We start from the raw sequence: 19,174 nt of genomic DNA, 5'->3' as shown, positions 1-19,174 counted from the left end.
GGAACGTTCTTGCCCATGCACATCGATCTGACGGGACGCACCGCCCTGGTGACCGGTTCGACCCAGGGAATCGGCGCGGCCATCGCCACGGGCTCGCCCGCGCCGGTGCCCGCGTGGCGGTCAACGGGCGCGACGAGCGGAGAGTGGCCGAGAGCGTCCGCCTGCTGGCCGAACAGGCGCCCGGCGCCGACCTGGTACCGGTCGCCGCGGACGTGTCGAGCGAGGAGGGCGCGGCGCGGGTGCTGAGGGCGCTGCCGCAGGTGGACATCCTCGTCAACAACCTCGGCCGACAGTGTCACGGCCGGCAGTCCCACGCCCGGCAGTCCCGCGGAACCCGGTGATCACCTCGGCCAGGACGACGTCGAGGCCCTTCCCGCCCCCCCCGGCCCTGCGTGCTGTGCGGTCAGCCCGCCCGTCATCAAGTCGCCGGATTCCCACAGCACTTGGACCCGGCCGAGTGCGGCACAGCCGCGCCCACGCCGGCGCCCGCACCCGCACCGCAGGAGTCGCCCGGGGTGAAGGTCGTACCCGTCGGCCGCCGGCTGAAGACCGCCGACATCCCGGACCCGATCGGCTCCGCCGTCACCGCCGCCCTCGCTCAGCACTCCGGCGACGTCGAGGCGGCGACCGCGGCGCTCGTGAAGCGCGCCATCCCGGACGCGATGGCGCTGCTGGACGAGACCCGCAAGGGCGGGCGGTACGACGTCGTCGCCCACCCGTGGCTGCCCGACATCCTGCGCAAGCAGACCGCCCGCGGCGCCGACCAGATCTGGGAGGCCCGCCCCAAGTGGGCCAGGTCCGCGCTTCCGCCCGGCGCCCACGAGGTGACCGCGCTCGACGTCAACGGCGCCTACCTCTCCGCGCTCAAGACCCATCTGCCGATCGGCCAGTTGGAACACTCCACCGGTAATCACCACGACCGCCGCCGCGCCGGCGTCCACCTGATCACCCCGCCCGACTGGGACCACGACGCCTACCTGCCCCACCCTCTCGGCAACCGGGACGAGCCGGGTCCGCTGTGGGTGACCGAGCCGACGCTGCGTCTGCTGCTGCGGGTGTCGGGCCCGAAGTACGCGCTGTGCGACCCGCCCGAGATCCATGAGTCCTGGACCTCGGGAGCCACGGAGAGCCTGCTGGAGAAGTTCCGTGTCGCTCTCAAGGATGCCCGCGACCGGGCGATCGCCGAGGGCGACGAGGTGACGCTGGAGTACGTCAAGGCCATGTACTCCAAGTTCGTCTCCACGATGGGGGAGTCGAACTACAACCGGGAGCTGTACCGCACCGACTGGATGCACCTCATCCGCTCCCAGGCCTTCGTGAACCTGTGGTGGAAGGCCCACCGGGCCTACGAGAGGGCCTCATGGTCGTCCGCGCCATGGGAACCGACGAACTGCACGTCGTCGGCGACTGGCGTGCCGTGTTCCCCGAGGGGCGTGGCGTGACCGAGGTGAAGGTGAAGGACGTGTACGCGGTCGGCTCCGACATCGCTCCGGACGCCGACGAGGCCGGTTCCCTCGCATGACGGCTGTCGTACGCGAGGCCCCCGCATGGGCCGGCCGCGCCCCGCGCGCGGTGTCCTAGGCGGCGAAGCCGATGGTGGTGCCGTACTCGTACTGGCCCCACTCGGATCCGAGGTCGACCACGGCGTCGGTGACCCAGGCGTCGTCCAGGGCCTGGGTGTCGCCGGTGGACCAGGCCTCGACGATGCGGTCCCAGTGCCTCACGTTCAGCGTGCGGTAGGTGATGACGCGCTGGTGCGGCCGGTCGACCTGGGACTGGTTGAGGGGGTGGAACTCGACGCGGGTGCCGCGGCCTTCGCGGTTGAGGCGTGCCAGGAGGTAGCGGGCGACGTTGTGGCGGCGCACGGTGCGGTAGGCCGTCTCGACGTGTTCGAGGTTCCTGCGTGAGGGGCTGCGCCGGCCCTCCAGCCATGCCTTCAGGGTGCGGTCGGTGACCGTCAGGCCCGCCTCGCGTGCCGCGTGGCGGGCGTGGTCGGTGCGCGTCAGGTAGTGCAGCCGAGCGAGCAGCCCCCGGCGCGCGGTGACCGGCGTGGTGACGAACCCGGCCAGTGAGTCGAGCCGGCGAGCGACCGCCTCGTGCCCCTTGATCCCACGGGCACCGAACGTGCCGAACCCGATGGTGCGCTCAGGCACACGTGCCCCCTTTCCGCCGCCGCACAATCTACCTGCCGCGGCCGGGCGCGTGCGGTCGGCGACCGGTGCGCGGACGGGGGATCCCGGAGATCCCTTCAGGTCCCCCGCACGTCAGGGCTCCCACACGCGAGGGCCGCCGCCCCGCCACTCGATCCACTCCGCGGCGGCGACGTCGGACGCCTCGACCCCCTCCATCCCGGCCCGGTTCAGGAACTCGGCGACGTCCAGCAGCGTGTACGCCATCCCCACGAACCGGTCCCCGGCGCGCACGCGTCGGCCGCCGTCCGCGGCGGGCGGATAGATCACGACGGGCAGCGCAGGGGTCATGAGCCGAGCGTGGACCGGGGCGGCGAAGGGCGCATGCCCGGTTACTCCACGGTGGGGTCCTCCTCCGCGCACCGCATCGCGTCCTTGAGGGCGTGCCGCACCTCGTCCCGGTCCTCGCCGGTCGCTTCCGCCCGCGCGGTGATCGCCGTCTGTACGGCCTCGTAGGCCGCGCACCAGCGACCTCGCTGCGCGTCGTACTCGGCGCCGGTGAGGCCGGCCAGCTTGGCGCGTTCGAGCTCGGCGAACCGTTCCAGGGCGATGAGGCTGTCCGGTATGTCTGCCACGGTTGGATCGTAAGCGCGTGCGGCAGGGCCCGCGCCCCGACGCCGGGGTCGCCGTGCGGAGCAGGGCGGTCCCCGCCAGGGTGAAACGCCCCGGTCCGGCCGGGGCGGTGTGCCGGGCCGTGGGGGCGGGGTCGGCATAGTGGCGGTCCCCGCACCGGACGCGCAGGAGATTCCCATGATCGGCACCGACTTCCCGACCGGGTCACCCATGTGGATCGACCTCGGCAGCCCGGACACGGACGCGGCTGCCGCGTTCTACGGCGCCGTCTTCGGATGGGAGTTCGTGTCCGCGGGGCCGGACGCGGGCGGATACGGCCTCTTCCAGAAGGGCGGACGGACGGTCGCCGCGATGGGACGGCTGACCGAGGACGGCGCCCGGCCGGCCTGGATGACGTACTTCCGCAGCGACGACATCGAGCGCACCGCCCGTGACGTGGTCGCCGGTGGCGGCAGCGTGCGCGTGGAGCCACTGAGCCTGGGGGAGGGGCGGCTGGCCCAGTTCACGGATCCCCAGGGCGCCCGGTTCGCCGTCCTGCAGTCCACGAGGGGCCTGGAGGCGGTGTCCGACAACGGCGCGCTCGTGTGGGTGGAACTGCACGTCCCGCAGCCGCAGGCGGTCCTCCGCTTCTACGAGCAGCTCTTCGGCTGGCGCTCCGAGGAACTGCGGGCACCCGGCATGACGTACTGGGTGCTCAGTGTCGGGGGCGGCGATCAGGGGGACGGATCGTTCGGTGGCGTGGGCGCGTCGCAGGGTGAGCGGGAGGGGGCGCGCTGGGTGCCCTACTTCGCGGTCGTGGACGTCGACGCCGTCGTCGCCTCGGTCCAGGGCAACGGCGGGTCGGTGGTCATGCCGGCCGTGGACGTGCCCGACGGCGGGCGGGTGGCGTGGCTGGCCGATCCGGACGAGGCGCTGTTCGCCGTGCTGAAGCCCGACCCCCACCAGGGCTGATTCCGGTCCCCGACCCTATCGAGGAGGGGTCCTCCGACGCCTTCCTGTAGACGGCCGACGCTCCCGAACCGCCCTGTCGGGCAGGTCGGGAGCGCATGGCACCGGGGCGCGGCGCGCCGGAGGAGGGGGAGAGGGATCCGGCTCGCTACGAACCCGGCCGGTGCTCGTGCTCCCGTGACTCGTGCTCACGCGACGCGTGCTCACTTGACGCGTGCTCCCGTGCCCCGGACTCCCGTGACCCGGGCTTCTCCTCGCGGGGCGCGGCGCTCACCCGGTCGGGGTCGAGGATCTGGTCGCCGTACAGATCCTGCAGCCAGTTGGTCTGGTAGATGGTGTCGAGGTAGCGCTCGCCGAGGTCGGGCGCGATGGCCACCGCGGTGAGACCGCGGGTGTCGTGGCGGGCCAGCCAGTCCGTGGCGCCGCTGACGACCGTCCCCGTGGAGCCGCCGAACAGGAAGCCGCGGCGGGCCAGGCGGTGACAGGTGCGGATGGTGTCCGCCTCCTCCACCTGGATCACCTCGTCCACATAGGACTGGTCGAGCAGCGGCGGCACCATGCTCATGCCGAGGCCCGGGATCATCCGGCGGCCGGGCTTGCCGCCGAAGGCCACCGAGCCCACGCTGTCGACCGCGACGATCCGCACCGGGCGGTGCCACTCCCGGAAGTAGCGCGCGCAGCCCATCAGGGTGCCCGCGGTGCCCGTGCCGACGAACAGCACGTCCAGGCGCGGGAAGTGCCGGGCGATCTCCCGGGCCGTCGTGCGGTGGTGGGCCCGCCAGTTCCCGGCGTTGGTGTACTGGCTGAGCCACACGTACTTCTTGTCGGACTCGCACAGCGAGCGGACGTATTCGATGCGCGTGCCCAGGAAGCCGCCGTTGGTGTCCAGGTCGGCGACGATGTGCACCTGGCTGCCGAGGGCTTCCATCAGGAGTCTGGTCGACAGGTTGCAACGGGAGTCCGTCACGCACAGGAACTGGTAGCCCTTGCTGGCGGCGATCATGCTGAGCGCCACTCCCAGGTTCCCGGACGAGGATTCGACGAGGACGGAGTCCTTGGTGAGGACCCCGTCCCGCTCGGCCGCTTCCACCATCTCGTTCGCGGCCTTCAGCTTGATGGAGCCGGCGAAGTTGAACCCCTCGCACTTCAGGTAGAGGGGGTGTCCGAAGATCGACTTCAGGTCGACGAAGAGCCGGCCTTCGTTGAAGTCATGCGGAGCGGATATGACAGGCACGGTGGGCCTCCTGGTGCCAGGGCCGAGGGCGGGGCGACGGTCTCGGCGGTCTCAGCCGTAGCGCCGCAGATCGTGGAAGAAGTCGTCGATGACGCGGAGGTTCCCGGTCTCGGCCGCCTGGTCGTAGACGTACTTGCCGACGGCGAGGTCGAGGACGCCGAGTCCGAAGGGGGAGAAGACGACGGGCCGGTCGGCCGGGGGGGCGGCGCGTCCGAGGATCACGTCGTTGAGGGTTCCGTTGAGGAAGTCACGGTTGCCGGTGCGCTGTTCGACCAGATGCGGGGAGGTGTCCGCCTTCAGGCAGTGCTCGACGTCGTCCACGAAGTTGGCCGCCTGCAGCAGGACTTCGGGGGACAGGTCGCGCAGTGAGATGTGCAGGACCACGGGGTTGTGGTCGAACCAGGCCGGGGACGTGACGTGCGGGGTGCCGGCGACGGTGGCGAAGACGACCAGGTCGCTGGAGCGGATCAGGTCCTCGGCGGTGTCGTGGACGGTGACCTTCGCACCGGTGCCGGACTGCTCCAGGTAGCCGCGGAAGCCGCTGGTGCTGTCGGCGGACACGTCGTGCACGCCGATCGCGTCGAACGTCCAGCCGGTGCCGGCCAGGAAGGTGTGGATGTAGCGGGCGATCAGGCCGGTGCCGAAGAAACCGACGCGGGTCGGACGGGTCCGGGTCCGGCTGAGCCAGTCGGCGGCCAGCGCGGCGGAGGCCGCGGTCCTGGTCGCGCTGATGATGGAACTCTCCAGACAGGCGAACGGGTAGCCGGTGTCCGGGTCGTTGAGGATGAGGACCGCGGAGGCGCGCGGCAGCCCGGAGTCCACGTTCTCGGGGAAGCTGGAGATCCACTTCAGGCCGTCCACCCGGTCGGAGCCGCCGACGGACGCCGGCAGCGCGATGATCCGCGCGGTGGGACGGTCGGGGAAACGCAGGAAGTACGAGGGCGGGTTGACCGTGTCCCCGGCGCCGTGCAGCTTGTACGTCGCCTCGATCAGGTCCACGATCTCCTTCTCGTGCCCGCCGAGTGCCTTCTGCACCTGTTCGCCGGAGATCACCGAGAACGTCGGCGCCGAACCCGCGCCGGTCTCGGCCCGCTTCGTGGCGGTGGAGAGCATCTGGGTCATCGCCGGCCTGCCTCGTCGTTCGGGCGGCGGTCGGCCAGCCGGCGCGGTTCGGCCATGCCGACCAGGACCTGCCGTTCTCCGGTGAAGGGCTCTCTGCTGTGCGCGGTACGGATGTTGTCGACGAGCATCAGGTCGCCGGACTGCCAGGGCTCGCGCCGGGTGTGCTGCTCGTAGGTCGTGTTGAGGAGCTGTACGACGTCCTCGCCGATCGGAGTGCCGTCGCCGTAGCGGGTGTTGAACGGCAGCCCGTCCGGGCCGTACTCGTCGACCAGGTACTCGCGGACCTCGGGGGCGAGCGTCCACTCGTTGAGGAACGCGATCTGGTTGAACCAGCAGCTCCTGCCGGTGACCGGGTGCCGGACCACCGCGCTGCGGCGCTGCTCGGTGCGCAGCGAGCCGTCGGGCCGCCAGGTGAAGTCGATGGCGTGGTCGCGGCAGTAGCGCTCGATCTCGGCGCGGTCGGCGGTGCCGAACGACTCCTCCAGAGACGCGCCGATCTCGTCGTTGTAGCTGCGGGTCAGCAGCCAGCCCTCGCGCTCGAACCGCTCCCGCAGCCCCGCGGGCAGCGCCGTGAGGACCTCTTCGGCGTCGGCCAGCGCGGTCGCGCCGCCCTCGCCGGGCGCGGTCGGACACGCGAACAGCATCAGAGCGGGAACGTCCAGCGCGTAGCTCAGTTCGTGGTGCATGCACATCGGTTGGTTCGCCGGCCAGGGCGTGGAGGCGTACAGGCCGGGCCCGTACACCTGACGCGGCGCGAAGGCCTCCCGCTCCGTCATCAGAGTGTCGGTGAGGCCCGCGAAGACGGCACCGATCTGGCCGGCGTCCCGCAGGCCCAGGCCGCGGACCAGCAGCGCCCCGTGCTCGGCGACCCGCGCGTGCAGCGACTCGCGGTTCTGGGCCGCCCAACTCGCCACGTCCCCGGGGGAGTCGACGTGCAGGATCGCGGGTTTGTCCGGCCGCAGCTCCACGTCGAGCGGTGCTGCCAGAGGTGAGGAGGACATCTCGGTTTCCCTTCGGTTGCCCGTATGGAGGCGGTGTGGGGTCAGGGGGTCAGGAGGGTCAGGGGGTCAGGAGGAGGCGAGCGGGGCCACGACACCGAGGACGGCCCGTGCTGCCTCGGCCGGGCGGGTGCGCGTGAAGTAGTGGCCCCCGTCGGGGAGTTCGTGAAGGTCCACGTGGTCGGTCAGGAGCAGCCAGTCGCGGTGGCGCTGGGCGTGGCCGGCCGTGTGCGGGTCGTCGGCGGCGACGACCACCGAGACCGGCGCGGACAGCTTCTGCGCCGGGGTCTCCAGGACGTCGCGGAGGTAGCGGTGCGCGGACACGCAGTCGTGCCGGTAGGCGGCACCGATGTGCTCGGCGTGGTCCGCGTTCAGTTCCGCGAGTTCGGTGTAACCGCTGTCCTCGGTCAGCTGCCCCGCGATCTCGGCGTTGCCGAGCCTCGTCAGCCGGCCGATCGCGGCGCTGCGCTGGGCGGCGGTGCCGAGCAGTTCCGCGGCGAGGAACACCCGCGTCACGTCCACGCCGTGGTCCTTGAGCCGCCTGGCCGTCTCGATGGCCAGGGCGGTGCCCGACGAGTGACCCCAGAGCATCACCCGGGTCAGGCCCCGTGCGCCGATCTCGGCGGCGACCCGTCCGGCGACCTCCTCGATCGAGGCGAACGGCTCGTGGTCGCTCGCCAGGTCGTGACCGGGCAGGTCCACCGCGAGGACCGTCAGACCGTTGCCCGCCAACTCGCTCGCCATCGGCTGGTAGTTGACGGCGTTCCCGCCCGCGTAGGGGAAGCACACCAGCGCGGACGCCGTCGCGTCGCCCGCCGCCGACAGCGGCTGGAGCAGCTCCGCGGGCTGGCGCCGGGTGCCGTCGAGGAGGGCGGCCAGGTCGGAGAGGACCGGATGCCGGGTGATGTCCTTCAGGGACACCGCGCGGTCCAGGGCGATGGTGAGCCTGACCGCCGACAGGGAGGTGCCACCGGAGTCGAAGAAGTGGTCCGTGCGGCCGACGCCGTCCTCGGGGACGCCCAGCACCTGCGCCCAGGCGGCGGCCAGCTTCCGCTCGGTCGGCGTGAGCGGGCCGCCGTCCTGCTCGGCGCCGCCGTCCCCCGCCAGCGTCCGCACCGGCCGAGCGGTCTCCTCGGCGAGCCGGGTGAGCGCCTTGCGGTCGATCTTGCCGTTGCCGGTCAGCGGCAGCTCGGGCCGCCAGTGGAACGCCGAGGGGACCATGTACGCGGGCAGGACATCGGCCAGCTCCTCGCGCAGCGTGTGCGCGTCCCGCTCCTCGCCCGTGTAGAAGGCGATCAGATGCGTGCTCTGCCCCGCGAGCTCGGCGCAGACCACCGCGCCGTCCCGCACCCCGGGCATCCGCAGCAGGGTGTTCTCGATCTCGCCGATCTCGATGCGGAAGCCGCGGATCTTGACCTGGTTGTCCCGGCGCCCGAGGAACTCCAGCTTGCCGCCGGGGTGCCAGCGCCCCCAGTCACCGCCGAGGTAGAGCCGCTCACCGGGACGGTACGGGTCCTCCCGGTAGGCCTCCCGGGTCCGCTCGGGATCGTTGACGTACCCCCGGCCCACACAGACACCGGAGAACGCGATCAGCCCGGGGGAACCCAGCGGTACCAGGGACAGCCGCTCGTCGACGACGTACACGCGCACGTTGTTGACCGCGCGGCCCAGCAGCACGCGCTCCGGAACCGCGTCCATGACCTCGTGGTTGGTGTCGTCGGACGTCTCGGTCAGGCCGTAGGCGTTGACCAGCCTGATACCCGGCTGGAGCGCGAACCAGCGCTGCGCCAGCTCCCACTTGAGCGCCTCCCCGGTCACCGACACGTACCGCAGGTCCGGCAGGTCACGAGGGTGCTGCTCCAGGTACGTGACCACGACCTCCAGATAGGAAGGCACCAGCTGCGCCACCTGGACCCGGCCGCTGACCAGCGTGTCGACGAACCGCTCGACGTCCACGATCACGTCCTGCCCGACCAGCAGCGTCCGGCCGCCGACCAGCAGCGAGGACACCAGCTGCCACAAGGAGATGTCGAAGCACTGCGGGGCGGTCTGCGCCACCACGCCGCCCTCGCCGATCCCCAGGTCGTCGATCTTGGCGAAGAGGTGGTTGAGCATGCCGGCGTGCTCGCACATCGCGCCCTTCGGCTCACCGGTGGAACCGGAGGTGAAGTAGATGTAGGCGAGCTGACCGGCGTCGACCTCGATGCCGAGGTCGTCCTCGGGGTGCGGTTCCGCGTACGCCGTCTCGAGCGGGACCTTCTCGGTCTTGGGCAGGGACGCCAGCGCCTCGTCGAGCGCGGCCGTGCTGCCGGACTCGGCCAGCACCAGCCGGCATCCGGCGCGCGACAACGTTGCCAGGACACGTGCGGCGGGGAAGTGCGGCTCGATCGGCAGGTAGACCCCGCCCGCCTTGAACACGGCCAGTGTCGCGGCCAGCCAGTCGAGATTCCGCTCGGTGACCACGGCGACGACGTCCTCGCGGCCCAGCCCGCGCGCCAGCAGTGCCCGCGCCAGCCGGTTCGCGTGCCCGTTCAGCTCCCGGTACGTCCACTCCCGCTCGCCCTGTACGGCCGCGACCGCGTCCGGGTGCTCCCGTACCCGCTGCTCGAACAGCTCGTGCGCCCGCGCGTCGGGCAGCGCCCGGTCGGGCCCGGCGAGGCCTTCCAGCTGCTCGCGCACCTCGTCCTGCGACAGCAGGCTCTGGCGCGTGTGGTCGGCGTCCACGTCGGCGGTCATCGACCGGAGCGCCGCGAGGTGGTACTCGCCGATACGGCCCGCGGCGGCGGCGTCCAGCGCGTCCGTGCGGTACCGCAGCCGCAGCCTCAGCCGGCCGTCCCGGTCGCACCAGCGCACCCGCAGGACACCGTCGGCGATCCGGGCGTCCTCGCCCTCCCGGGGACCGAACACGACCTCGTACGACGGCTCGGTCACGCCCAGCTCACGGCGCAGCTCACCCACCGGGAACTCCCGGTGCGCCAGCACCTCCGCCTCGGCGTGCCGGGCGGCCTCCAGCAGTTCGCGCCAGGATCCCGGAGGGACGGTCACACGGCAGGGCAGCGGCTCGCCGCGCACCCCGGCCGCGTAGCCCGTCACCACGTCCGGCTCGCCCGAGAGCGCGGCCAGCACCTTGGTGTGCGCGGCCAGGAGCAGCGCGCTGACCGGCACGTCCAACCGGTGCACCAGCTCGCGGGCCGCGTCCGCCACGTCGTCCGGCACCGCCACCTGATGCTCGGCCACTCCCGCGTCCCGTTGCCGCACCCACCGTGGCACCGTGCTGATGCCGCCGCAGGTCAGCACACGGCTCCAGAACTCCCGGTCCGCTTCCCGTTGCGTTCCCATCGAATGGCCTTCCCTCAACTCACGGTCGCCGCGGAGGCGTCGACCGAAGACGGTGACGATTCGCTGCCGAAGCCGGACGGCCGGCCTGCGGTGTCGGGCATGTCCACGGCAGGGTTGCCGCCCCACCGCGCGCACGAGGGCACTTCCTCGCCCTTCATCAGGAACGAGTCGGCCGCCAGGACCGAGCCGTCCTCCATCGTCACGCCGTAGTGCACGTGCGCGGCGACGCCCAGCGTGACGGCGATGCCGAGGCTGGAGTGGTCCGACTTGTAGGTGCCGTCCTCCTGCGAGTGGCACTGGATCTTGCTGCCGGCGTTGAGCGTGCAGTCGTCGCCGATGGCGGCGAGCGTCCGGTCCGTCAGGTAGCAGCCGTCGTCGAACACCCTGCGGCCGATGCGCACGCCCAGCATCCGCCAGACGAAGGACTTGAAGGGCGTGCCGTTGAAGATGTTGAGGTAGTGGTCCGGCACCTTCCACAGACGCTCGATCAGCCAGAACGACGGGTCGTAGATGGAGGACAGCTGGGGGCGCTGCCGGCGGAACCACAGGATGCAGCGCTCCACCAGGACGTAGTACAGCGTGGAGAACACCAGGGTGATGGCCAGGTAGCCGGCGATCACGATGTGCCCGAGGACGCCGTACAGGTCCACGGAGGCGAGGCCGAACAGCGTCAGCAGGAAGGTCTGGAACCAGCGCACGCCGAGCATCAACGCCATCGAGCGCAGGTTGTAGCGGTTCTTCGCCGCGAGCCGGCTGTGCAGGGTGTCGCCGCTGCGCAGGTCGTCGAACCGGGTGTCGCGCTCCACCGACCGGGGAATCTCGAAGCACGGCGAGCCCAGCAGGCCCACGCCCTCGCGGATCTCCCCGTCGAGGGGCACCATCACCTTCGTGGCGAGCAGGCAGTTCTCGCCCGTCCTGCCGCCCGCGGGAAAAGCGATGTTGTTGCCCAGGAAGTTGTGCGCGCCGATCGTCGCCCGGGACACCCGGAAGGATGTGCTGGAGTAGTCCGCGTTGACGATCGAGAGCCCGTCGGCCACCATCGTGCCCCTGCCGACGGTCACCTGCAGCGGACTCTCGTGCTGCACCTCGGTGCCGAAGTTCGAACCGGTCTGCTCGACCTGGGACAGGTCGTAGCCGATGCCCCGCAGGTAGTGCACGATGTACGAGCTGTCGCCGAAGAGCCAGGCGAAGAACTTGATGTTCGTCATGCGGGCCGTCGCCCGGTGCACCGCGTACGGGAACCCGTAGAGCGGGTACACCCGGTCCGGCTTCACGGCCAGGCCCAGCAGCCGGGGAACGACGCACAACGCGGCGAGGCCCAGGACGACGAAGCCGAAGAACAGCACGAAGGAGACGAGGAGTGCGTCGGGGATCAGCTCCGACCGCTTGACCACGGCGGTCTGCGGGTCCAGCCGGTCGCCGATCGCCGGGACCGCGCTGAACAGCAGGTACATTCCGCCGACGGCCAGCGGGATGTACAGGAAGAACAGCTGGACCAGCGTCATGAGGGCGAACCAGGCGCGCCGCCCGCCGCCGCAGCCGGCCGGTGCGACCCGCACGTAGTCGACCTGCGTGGGCCGGCCCGGTGTGCCGTGCCAGTGCTCCCCGTCCGGGACCGCCTGACCGCGGTAGAGGGTGGAGGTGTGACCGAGCTGTGCGCCGTCGCCCATCGAGGTGCCGATGTCGAGGACGGTCTTCTCACCGATGTACACGTCCCGGCCGAGCGTGACCCGGCCGGTCTCGATCCGTCCGGCGTGTGCCCGGTAGCAGAGGAAGAAGGAGTCCTTCCGGATCAGCGTCCCGGAGCCTACCGTCAGCAGGTCGGTGCAGACCGGGACGGCGTGGGTCAGGATCGTGACGCCCTTGCCGATCCGCGCGCCGAGCGCGCGAAGGTAGAGCACGTACAGGGGATTTCCGATGAAGAGGATCATCGGATTCGCGTGCAGAAGTACCTTCACGATCCAGAACCGCACATAGGCCAGGCCCCAGATCTGGAATTCGCCCTCTTTCCAGCGTCCGACGAGCAGCCATTTCGCGATGACCGGGAACGCGCACAGCGCGATGAATCCGATCCCACCGAAAAGCAGCGACCGAAGATAGACGTCACCCGGACCGGAACCGGCGGCCACCCATTCATAACCCTGCGCGGTGACGAATCCTGCGACGACTGAATATCCCAGGAATGCCAGCAACTGGAATGTTCCGCACAGGAAATGCGTCAGGCTGCTCGCCCGCGTCGGCGGGGCCGGCGGCTGTGCCGGGACCGGCGGCGACGAGGAGACGGCTGCGTCGAGGGGATCGGGCTCCGCCGCCGCGAGGGCCGCGGCCAGGCTCCGGATCGTGGGGTGCCGGTAGATGTCCCGCATGGACGGGGACGGCAGATCGGCACGCTTCCTGACCCGCGCGCAGAACTGGGCCATCACGAGGGAGTTGGCCCCGAGGTCGTCGAAGAAGTGACTTTCGACCGGAACGCTCTCGGCGGACATGACGTCCGCCAGGGCCTCTGCGAATTTCGCCTCGAATTCCGTCCGCGTAGGGCCGGATTCACTGACCGAGTAGCTCTGCCGAATGACAGCTGTGTCGTCCGGCCCGGATATATGGACCTCGGGGGACTGCTCCACCATTGGAACTCCTGGAGGACGTGCTCTTTGTTGATCACGATCCGTCGCAATCTAGTCTCGGTCCGCCACCGTCAGGCTGCCACTCCTGATCGATCACGGCGCGTGGCGAGAGCGTCCGCCGGGCGCGTTTTCCCTGGTCCCGCCCCGAATTCGGGCGCGATTCGGATCACTCGAATGGCGGTCCGAGGGGTCTGTGCGGTCCGTGTGACCTGTGCCGCCCGTGCCGCCCGTGCCGCCCGTGCCGCCCGTGCGGCCTGTGCCGCCCGTGCGGACCGGCGGCTCGGAGGGCCGGCGGCGCCCGCGCGTTCCGGGGGCGGACGGGAGTTGTCGGGGCGGGCGAACAGCGCGTGTCCGGGCACCTAGTACTGCAATCACAGTTACAGGATGTGGCCCCGTCTTTTGTAGTGACTGTCGCGAGCGCGTGTCTGGCTGACTCTTCGCCAGTGCGACCAGTGCAGATGATGGCTGGTGGTGAGGTGAAACGGGTGGAGGAGGAAGCCGATGAGACGCCGTATCTCTGCCACGGACAGTGGTATCAAGCCATCCCCGGAGCCCCTTTTGACATCTCGTCCGCGCGGACGGCCGTGAGGGCGGCAAGGGCGGCCATGGACAGGGTGATGTGCCGGTACCAGGCGTCGTAGCGGCGGACCTGGTAGTGGTCCAGGCCGCACTCGTTCTTCGCGGTCTGGAAACACTCCTCCACCGCCCACCTGGCCCCGGCGACCCTGGCCAGGTCCTTGAGGCGGGTCGCGACGGGGCCGTAGCACACGTAATAGGCGATGTCGGTGGGGTCGCTGACGGATCGCCGGGCCAGGACCCAGTGCCCGAAGCCGTTCTCCCACCAGATACGGATCGGTACCCGGGCCCAGTCGTACAGCCTCTGCCCGTGGGCACCCGCACCGGCGGACAGACGCTTCCACGCCTGCCGAGGCAGAGCGGCGACCAACTGGTCGACTCGGGCGTCGCCGCCGCGGGTGGTGATGACGGTGTCGTTGACCTTGGTCGCCAGCACATGGGCCGCACCCTGCTCCTCCAGCCAGCGCCGCAGGCGCTTGACCTGCCCGTACGCCTCGTCCGCAGTCACCCACGCGAAGGGCACTTCCGCGTCCAGGGCGCGCTGGAGCATGGCCTGGAAGTGCTCGACCTTGGTCGCGAACGGCACCATGTCGTCGATGCCCGCTGCCCTGCACCGCGCGCGGTCGTCGGTCCAGGAGGCGGGCAGATACAGCTCGCGGTCGATCAGGGCACGCCCCCTGGCAGATGCGTAGGCCAGAAACGTGCCGACCTGGGAGTTCTCCGTGCGGCCGGCGGTACCCGTGTACTGCCGCTGGACACCGGCCGACCGCGTCCCCTTCTTGAGGAAGCCGGTGTCGTCGCCGATCAGCACGGCGTTCTTGTCGCCGATGCTCTCCACGACGAAGTCCCGCACATCGTCACGGACCCTGTCCGCGTCCCAGTCCGCCTCACCCAGCAGGCGCTGCATCCCGATCGGATGTGCCTCCCCAGCGCGCTCCGCCAGCGACCACCCGTTCTTCCGTTCCAGCGGCGAGATCAACCCTGCCATATAGGTCAACGCCCGCCCACGCGGCTCCGCCCTGGCGAAACGTGATGCGAAGCGCGCATGCAGCCCGGCCAGCACGTCCTGCCATGCCGCGACCTGCTCCATTCCAAGATCCACAGACACAGCAGAACCCAACCACAACCACTCACACGACCCACAACTGGCCCACCAGCAACTGTGATTGCAGTACTAGGGGGTGTCGTTTGGATCAGGCCGGCCGGGACCGACAGTGCGGACCGGCTGACCCGAGCAGGGTCTGGTGCGTGCGGATGCAAGGCGGAGGAGTGAGTCGACGCGACGGGGGTCCCCCGCGCGAGCGGAGCCGAGCGTGGGGGAGTCGGCGAGTGACGACAACGCCGCAGATGTGCGTGCCAGGGCCCGCGACGCCGGGATGATCCAAACGACACCCCCTAGACTGAGCGGGCCGCATGTGTGTCGGCTGTGAAGAGCGGGCGGGACGGGAGAGGGCTGTGTCGGGGAGCGTCGGTGGTTTCGAGGATCCTTCCGCCGAGGTTCTGGCCCAGGCGGCCGGCGCGTTCGGACTGCTCGCCTCGTCGGCCCGGCTGCACCTGATGTGGGCGTTGTCCCAGGGGGAGAGCGACGTCACGCATCTCGCCGACCGGGTGGGCGGTGCCCTGCCCGCGGTCAGCCAGCACCTGGCCAAGCTGAAGCTCGCCGGGCTCGTCTCCTCCCGCCGCGAGGGCCGGCGGCAGGTCTACTACGTCGATGACCCCGACGTGGTCACCGTCGTACGCGTGATGGTCGGCCAGCTGACCGCGCGTTCCCAGGACTCCCTCGCCCCCGTGCGCGCACTGCGCGGAGCCGGTGGCTGACACCACCGCTGCCCCCGGGCAGGACGCACCGTCACCGGATCCGCGGAACCCCCCGGAGTCCGGGCACGCGCGGCCTGATCCGCACGGGCCGCGACCGGGCCTGCCCGGACCCACCGTGCTCGAAGTGTTGCGCCGGCTCGGCAGCGGCCCGCGGGGCCTGACGGAGGAACAGGCCGAGGAGCGTCTGGCCCGGCTCGGCGCGAACACCATGCCGGCCCGGCGGGACGCGTCCTGGCCCCGACTGGTCGTGCGCAGCGCGCGCGATCCCTTCACCGCGATGCTGGGCTGCCTCGGGCTCGTCTCCGCGGCCCTCTTCGCCTGGGGAACCGCCTCGGTGATCCTCCTGCTCGTCGTCGTCAGCTGCGTCCTGCGCGCCTGCGGCGAGCGCCGCGCCGACCGGTCGACGGCCGCGCTGCGCGAGCTGGTCGCCACCACCGCGACCGTGCTCCGGCGGCCCGACGAGGCGGCCGGCCCCGTCGCCCGCGAGGTACCCGTCGACGACCTGGTGCCCGGCGACGTGATCCGGCTCGGCCCCGGCGACCTCGTACCGGCGGACGTACGACTGCTGCGGGCCCGCGGCCTGACCGTGCGCCAGGCCGCGCTGACCGGCGAGTCCGCCCCCGTCGCCAAGTCCGCCGACGACCTGACCCGCGCGAGCGGCGCCGAGAGCGGCGGGGTCCTCGCACAGCCGCGGCTCTGCTTCCAGGGCAGCAGCGTCGCTTCCGGCAGCGCCACCGCGGTCGTCACCGCGACCGGCGCGCACACCGTGTTCGCCACCGCGCACGCCGGGTCCGCCGCCGGCGCCGGGTTCGCCGGTGCGCATGCCGGATCCGCCGCCGCGCACGCCGGGTCCGCCGCCGCAGGCACCGGGTTCGCCGCCGCGCGCACCGGGTTCGCCACCTTGCGCGGTCGCACGGCCGGTGAGCCGCCCCGGACCAGCGCCTTCGACCGTTCCGTCCACGGCATCTCATGGATCCTGATCCGGTTCATGCTGCTGACCCCACCCCTGGTGCTGATGGCCAACGCGGCCCTGCGGGGGCGCGGCCTGCAGACACTGCCGTTCGCCGTCGCCGTGGCGGTCGGGCTGACCCCCGAGATGCTGCCGGTCCTCGTCACCCTGTGCCTGGCGCGCGGCGCCTCGCTGCTGGCCCGCACCCACGGCGTGATCGTCAAACGACTGCCCGCCCTGCACGACATGGGCGCCGTCGACGTGCTGTGCCTGGACAAGACCGGCACACTCACCCAGGACCGCCCGGAGGTCGAGCGCGCCCTCGGCCCCGACGGCCGGGACGACCCGGCGGTCCTGCGCTGGGCCGCCGTCAACGCGTGGTGGACCCTGCAACTCGCCGACCTGCCCGAGCCCGACGCCCTCGACGAGGCGATCCTGGACGCGGCCGACGAGGACGCGCTCCAGGCCTACGACGGTGTCGCGGCCATCCCCTTCGACCCGGACCGCCGGCTCTCCACCGCCGTCGTCCGCACACCCGGACGCCTCGGCGCCCACACCCTGGTCGTCAAGGGAGACGTCGAGGCGGTCCTGGAACGCTGCGCCCTGACCGACGCCGAACGCGCGGACCTGCGCGACCTCGCCGCCCGGCAGGCCGACAGCGGACTGCGCGTCCTGGCCGTGGCCACCGCGGAACGCCCCGCCCGCCCGCGCGACTACACCCCGGCCGACGAGCGGGGCCTCACCTTCCGCGGCCTGGCGACCCTGCGCGACGCGCTCGCGCCCACCGCCACCGAGGCGCTCCAGGTACTCACCGAACGGGGCGTCACCGTCAGGATCCTCACCGGCGACCACCCCGGAACCGCCGTCCGCGCCTGCCACGACCTCGGCATCCCCGTCGCCGGGAACGGCGTCCTCACCGCCGACCGCGTCGACGCGCTCGGCGACACCGAACTCGCCGACGCCGTCGGCCGTGCGACCGTCTTCGCGCGCTGCACCCCGGACCACAAGGCCCGGATCACCCGGGCGCTGCGCGCCGCCGGGCACACCGTGGGCTTCCTCGGTGACGGGGTCAACGACCTGCCCGCCCTGCGCGCCGCCGACGTCGGCATCGCCCCGCGCGACGCCGCAGACGTGGCCCGCGAGGGCGCCGACGTGGTGCTCGCCGAGAAGGATCTCACCGCGATCGCGCACGCCGTCACGGCGGGCCGGCACGCCGGCGGCAACATCGCCACGTACCTGCGCATCACGCTGTCGTCCAACCTCGGCAACGTCCTGGCGATGCTCTGCGCCGGTCTGCTGCTGCCGTTCCTGCCGATGCTCCCCGCGCAGGTCCTCCTGCAGAACCTGTGCTTCGACGTCGCCCAGCTCACCTTCGCCCACGACCGCCCCCACCCCCGCGTCCTGCGCCGGCCCACCGAGCTGGACCCGCGGCGCCTGCTGCGCTTCATCACCGGGTTCGGCGTGCTCAACGCGATCGCCGACCTGGCCACCTTCGCCGTCCTCGCGCTCACCCTCGACGGACCCGGACCGGGCGACGACCAGGCGGTGTTCCACTCCGGCTGGTTCACCGAGAACCTGGTCACCCAGGCGCTGGTGATGGTCCTGCTCCGCGCCGGCCGCCGTACCGCTGAACGGCGCACCGCCGAACGGCGCACCGCCGAACGGCGCCGGCGGGACCCGGTCGCCCGCGCCGCGCTCGTGCTGGCCGCCGTCGGCCTGGCACTGCCCCCGTCACCGCTCGGACCGATGCTCGGCCTGACCGCCCTGCCCGGCCGCTCCTACCCGCTGCTCGCCGCCGTCCTCGCCCTGTACGCCGTGGGCCTTGTCGCGGCCAGGACCCGGTACGAGCGGCGCGGCGGAGGACAGGCGCGGGCGAAAGGCCCCTTTAGCCGATAGGGGCTATATGTTCCCTTTGGTCGGGCGCCCCGGCGCTGCCTCACGCCCGTTCCGGCCGGCCTGCTGTACAAGGGTGCTGGCCGAGAGCGGAAAGCGAGAGAGGGCACGACGAGGGAGGGCACGACATGTCCGAGTCCCGGGCGCCCTGGCGCCGACGGTCGGTGGCCGTGATCGTCTTCGCCCTGGGCGGGTACGTCATCGTCCGCGCCGCCAACACGCCGCAGAGCGACACACCGCCTCCCGCGCGCGCGTCCGCGTCGGCGCCCACCCCGTCGGCCGCCCCGGCCACCACGCCCGCGCCCGCCGCGCCGCCCTCCGCCACGGCGACGGCGACGGCTACGGCGGCGACGACGGCCGCGGGAGTCGCCACGTCGTACGACCCCGCCGACTACGCCCGACAGGTCCGCACCCGGGCCGGCGAGGCCGGCGTCAGCGCGCAGCTGCTCATGGCGATCCTCTACAACGAGGCGTACACGCCGCACGACCCGGCCCTGGAGCGCGCCTGGCAGAAGTCCGGGCCGGACGCGGCCATCGGCATCGCGAACATGCGCCGGGCCGCCTTCGACGAGGTCCGCAGGGGCCGGGACTTCGCCGGCCGCCGCTGGGACGAGCTGCCGGACGACCGTGACCTCGCCATCGAGTCCGCCGCCTGGTACCTGCACGACCTCGCCGGCCGGCTGCCCGCGCGGTGGCCCGCCGCCTACAGCCGCAGCGCGCTGCTCGCCCTCGGCTACAACGCCGGACCGGACGACATGCTGGCCTTCGCCCGCGGTGCGCGACCCGACAGCCGGGCCCGGTCCTATCTCGACAGACTGCGTACGAACTGGGCCAAGGCAGGCAAGGCGGTCGGCGTGGACGGACCCCTCTGACCGCGTCCTCACCATCGTCACGCCGTTTTCATGACATGCCTC

General features: G+C 71.7%; 13 protein-coding genes and 2 pseudogenes. 6 read left to right on the top strand and 9 right to left on the bottom strand.

Translation table 11 applies throughout. The features are described 5' to 3' along the window. Positions 1-15 precede the first annotated feature (15 nt). Together ACGFYV_RS02345 and ACGFYV_RS02340 are read left to right on the top strand one after the other, a co-directional pair. Positions 16-287: pseudogene (locus tag ACGFYV_RS02345) on the top strand (SDR family NAD(P)-dependent oxidoreductase); the annotation flags it as partial. 61 nt (positions 288-348) lie between these two features. Continuing rightward, a pseudogene (locus ACGFYV_RS02340) lies at positions 349-1,522 on the top strand (transcriptional regulator); the annotation flags it as partial. Between the two features lie 55 nt (positions 1,523-1,577). Here ACGFYV_RS02340 and ACGFYV_RS02335 read toward each other — a convergent pair. The 3 genes from ACGFYV_RS02335 to ACGFYV_RS02325 form a co-directional block, all read right to left on the bottom strand. After that, entirely contained in the window at positions 1,578-2,153 is a 576-nt protein-coding gene (locus tag ACGFYV_RS02335) for a transcriptional regulator (RefSeq protein ID WP_393876444.1), read from the bottom strand. Positions 2,154-2,264: 111 nt separating this feature from the next. After that, entirely contained in the window at positions 2,265-2,480 is a 216-nt protein-coding gene (locus tag ACGFYV_RS02330) for a hypothetical protein (RefSeq protein WP_393876443.1), read from the bottom strand. Positions 2,481-2,521: 41 nt separating this feature from the next. After that, positions 2,522-2,764, bottom strand: a complete 243-nt coding sequence (locus ACGFYV_RS02325; RefSeq protein WP_393876442.1) for a hypothetical protein — start codon at positions 2,762-2,764, stop codon at positions 2,522-2,524. Positions 2,765-2,939: 175 nt separating this feature from the next. Between ACGFYV_RS02325 and ACGFYV_RS02320 the strand changes: the two genes are divergently transcribed. Beyond that, positions 2,940-3,713, top strand: coding sequence for a VOC family protein (locus tag ACGFYV_RS02320; RefSeq protein ID WP_393876441.1), 774 nt, complete (start codon positions 2,940-2,942; stop codon positions 3,711-3,713). 145 nt (positions 3,714-3,858) lie between these two features. On the opposite strand, the gene sbnA is transcribed toward ACGFYV_RS02320, so the two are convergent. The 6 genes from sbnA to ACGFYV_RS02290 form a co-directional block, all read right to left on the bottom strand. Further along, positions 3,859-4,944 carry a 2,3-diaminopropionate biosynthesis protein SbnA gene (gene sbnA, locus ACGFYV_RS02315; RefSeq protein ID WP_393876440.1) on the bottom strand — a complete coding sequence of 362 codons (1,086 nt, stop codon included), beginning with the start codon at positions 4,942-4,944 and terminating at the stop codon, positions 3,859-3,861. A gap of 51 nt (positions 4,945-4,995) precedes the next feature. Next, entirely contained in the window at positions 4,996-6,066 is a 1,071-nt protein-coding gene (gene sbnB, locus ACGFYV_RS02310) for a 2,3-diaminopropionate biosynthesis protein SbnB (RefSeq protein WP_393876439.1), read from the bottom strand. Continuing rightward, positions 6,063-7,067 carry a TauD/TfdA family dioxygenase gene (locus ACGFYV_RS02305; protein ID WP_393876438.1) on the bottom strand — a complete coding sequence of 335 codons (1,005 nt, stop codon included), beginning with the start codon at positions 7,065-7,067 and terminating at the stop codon, positions 6,063-6,065. Before ACGFYV_RS02305 ends, sbnB begins: the two co-directional genes overlap by 4 nt. 66 nt (positions 7,068-7,133) lie before the next feature. Beyond that, positions 7,134-10,403 carry an amino acid adenylation domain-containing protein gene (locus ACGFYV_RS02300; protein ID WP_393876437.1) on the bottom strand — a complete coding sequence of 1,090 codons (3,270 nt, stop codon included), beginning with the start codon at positions 10,401-10,403 and terminating at the stop codon, positions 7,134-7,136. 14 nt (positions 10,404-10,417) lie between these two features. After that, positions 10,418-13,027 carry a Pls/PosA family non-ribosomal peptide synthetase gene (locus ACGFYV_RS02295; protein ID WP_393876436.1) on the bottom strand — a complete coding sequence of 870 codons (2,610 nt, stop codon included), beginning with the start codon at positions 13,025-13,027 and terminating at the stop codon, positions 10,418-10,420. A gap of 532 nt (positions 13,028-13,559) precedes the next feature. Next, the gene (locus ACGFYV_RS02290; protein WP_393876729.1) at positions 13,560-14,690 is read right to left on the bottom strand and encodes an IS701 family transposase; all 1,131 of its coding nucleotides are present in this window, start codon (positions 14,688-14,690) and stop codon (positions 13,560-13,562) included. A 323-nt stretch (positions 14,691-15,013) separates the two neighbouring features. Here ACGFYV_RS02290 and ACGFYV_RS02285 point away from each other — a divergent pair, with 323 nt between their 5' ends. The 3 genes from ACGFYV_RS02285 (at position 15,014) to ACGFYV_RS02275 (ending at position 19,132) form a co-directional block, all read left to right on the top strand. After that, positions 15,014-15,418, top strand: coding sequence for an ArsR/SmtB family transcription factor (locus tag ACGFYV_RS02285; RefSeq protein WP_393876435.1), 405 nt, complete (start codon positions 15,014-15,016; stop codon positions 15,416-15,418). Then, entirely contained in the window at positions 15,411-18,263 is a 2,853-nt protein-coding gene (locus ACGFYV_RS02280; protein ID WP_393876434.1) for an HAD-IC family P-type ATPase, read from the top strand. The genes ACGFYV_RS02285 and ACGFYV_RS02280 overlap by 8 nt, the downstream gene beginning before the upstream one ends. A 125-nt stretch (positions 18,264-18,388) precedes the next feature. Beyond that, positions 18,389-19,132, top strand: a complete 744-nt coding sequence (locus ACGFYV_RS02275; protein WP_393876433.1) for a lytic transglycosylase domain-containing protein — start codon at positions 18,389-18,391, stop codon at positions 19,130-19,132. Positions 19,133-19,174 lie beyond the last annotated feature (42 nt).

Source organism: Streptomyces sp. NPDC048297 (assembly GCF_043201585.1).
Classification (GTDB): Bacteria; Actinomycetota; Actinomycetes; order Streptomycetales; family Streptomycetaceae; genus Streptomyces.
This window is presented reverse-complemented; position numbering and strand designations above follow the sequence as displayed.

Coding starts and splice junctions, on each gene's coding strand:
- ACGFYV_RS02330 (WP_393876443.1), bottom strand. CDS start 2,480: ATGACCCCTGCGCTGCCCGTCGTGATCTATCCGCCCGCCGCGGACGGC.
- ACGFYV_RS02320 (WP_393876441.1), top strand. CDS start 2,940: ATGATCGGCACCGACTTCCCGACCGGGTCACCCATGTGGATCGACCTC.
- sbnB (WP_393876439.1), bottom strand. CDS start 6,066: ATGACCCAGATGCTCTCCACCGCCACGAAGCGGGCCGAGACCGGCGCG.
- ACGFYV_RS02305 (WP_393876438.1), bottom strand. CDS start 7,067: ATGTCCTCCTCACCTCTGGCAGCACCGCTCGACGTGGAGCTGCGGCCG.
- ACGFYV_RS02300 (WP_393876437.1), bottom strand. CDS start 10,403: ATGGGAACGCAACGGGAAGCGGACCGGGAGTTCTGGAGCCGTGTGCTG.
- ACGFYV_RS02295 (WP_393876436.1), bottom strand. CDS start 13,027: ATGGTGGAGCAGTCCCCCGAGGTCCATATATCCGGGCCGGACGACACA.
- ACGFYV_RS02290 (WP_393876729.1), bottom strand. CDS start 14,690: ATGGAGCAGGTCGCGGCATGGCAGGACGTGCTGGCCGGGCTGCATGCG.
- ACGFYV_RS02285 (WP_393876435.1), top strand. CDS start 15,014: ATGTGTGTCGGCTGTGAAGAGCGGGCGGGACGGGAGAGGGCTGTGTCG.
- ACGFYV_RS02275 (WP_393876433.1), top strand. CDS start 18,389: ATGTCCGAGTCCCGGGCGCCCTGGCGCCGACGGTCGGTGGCCGTGATC.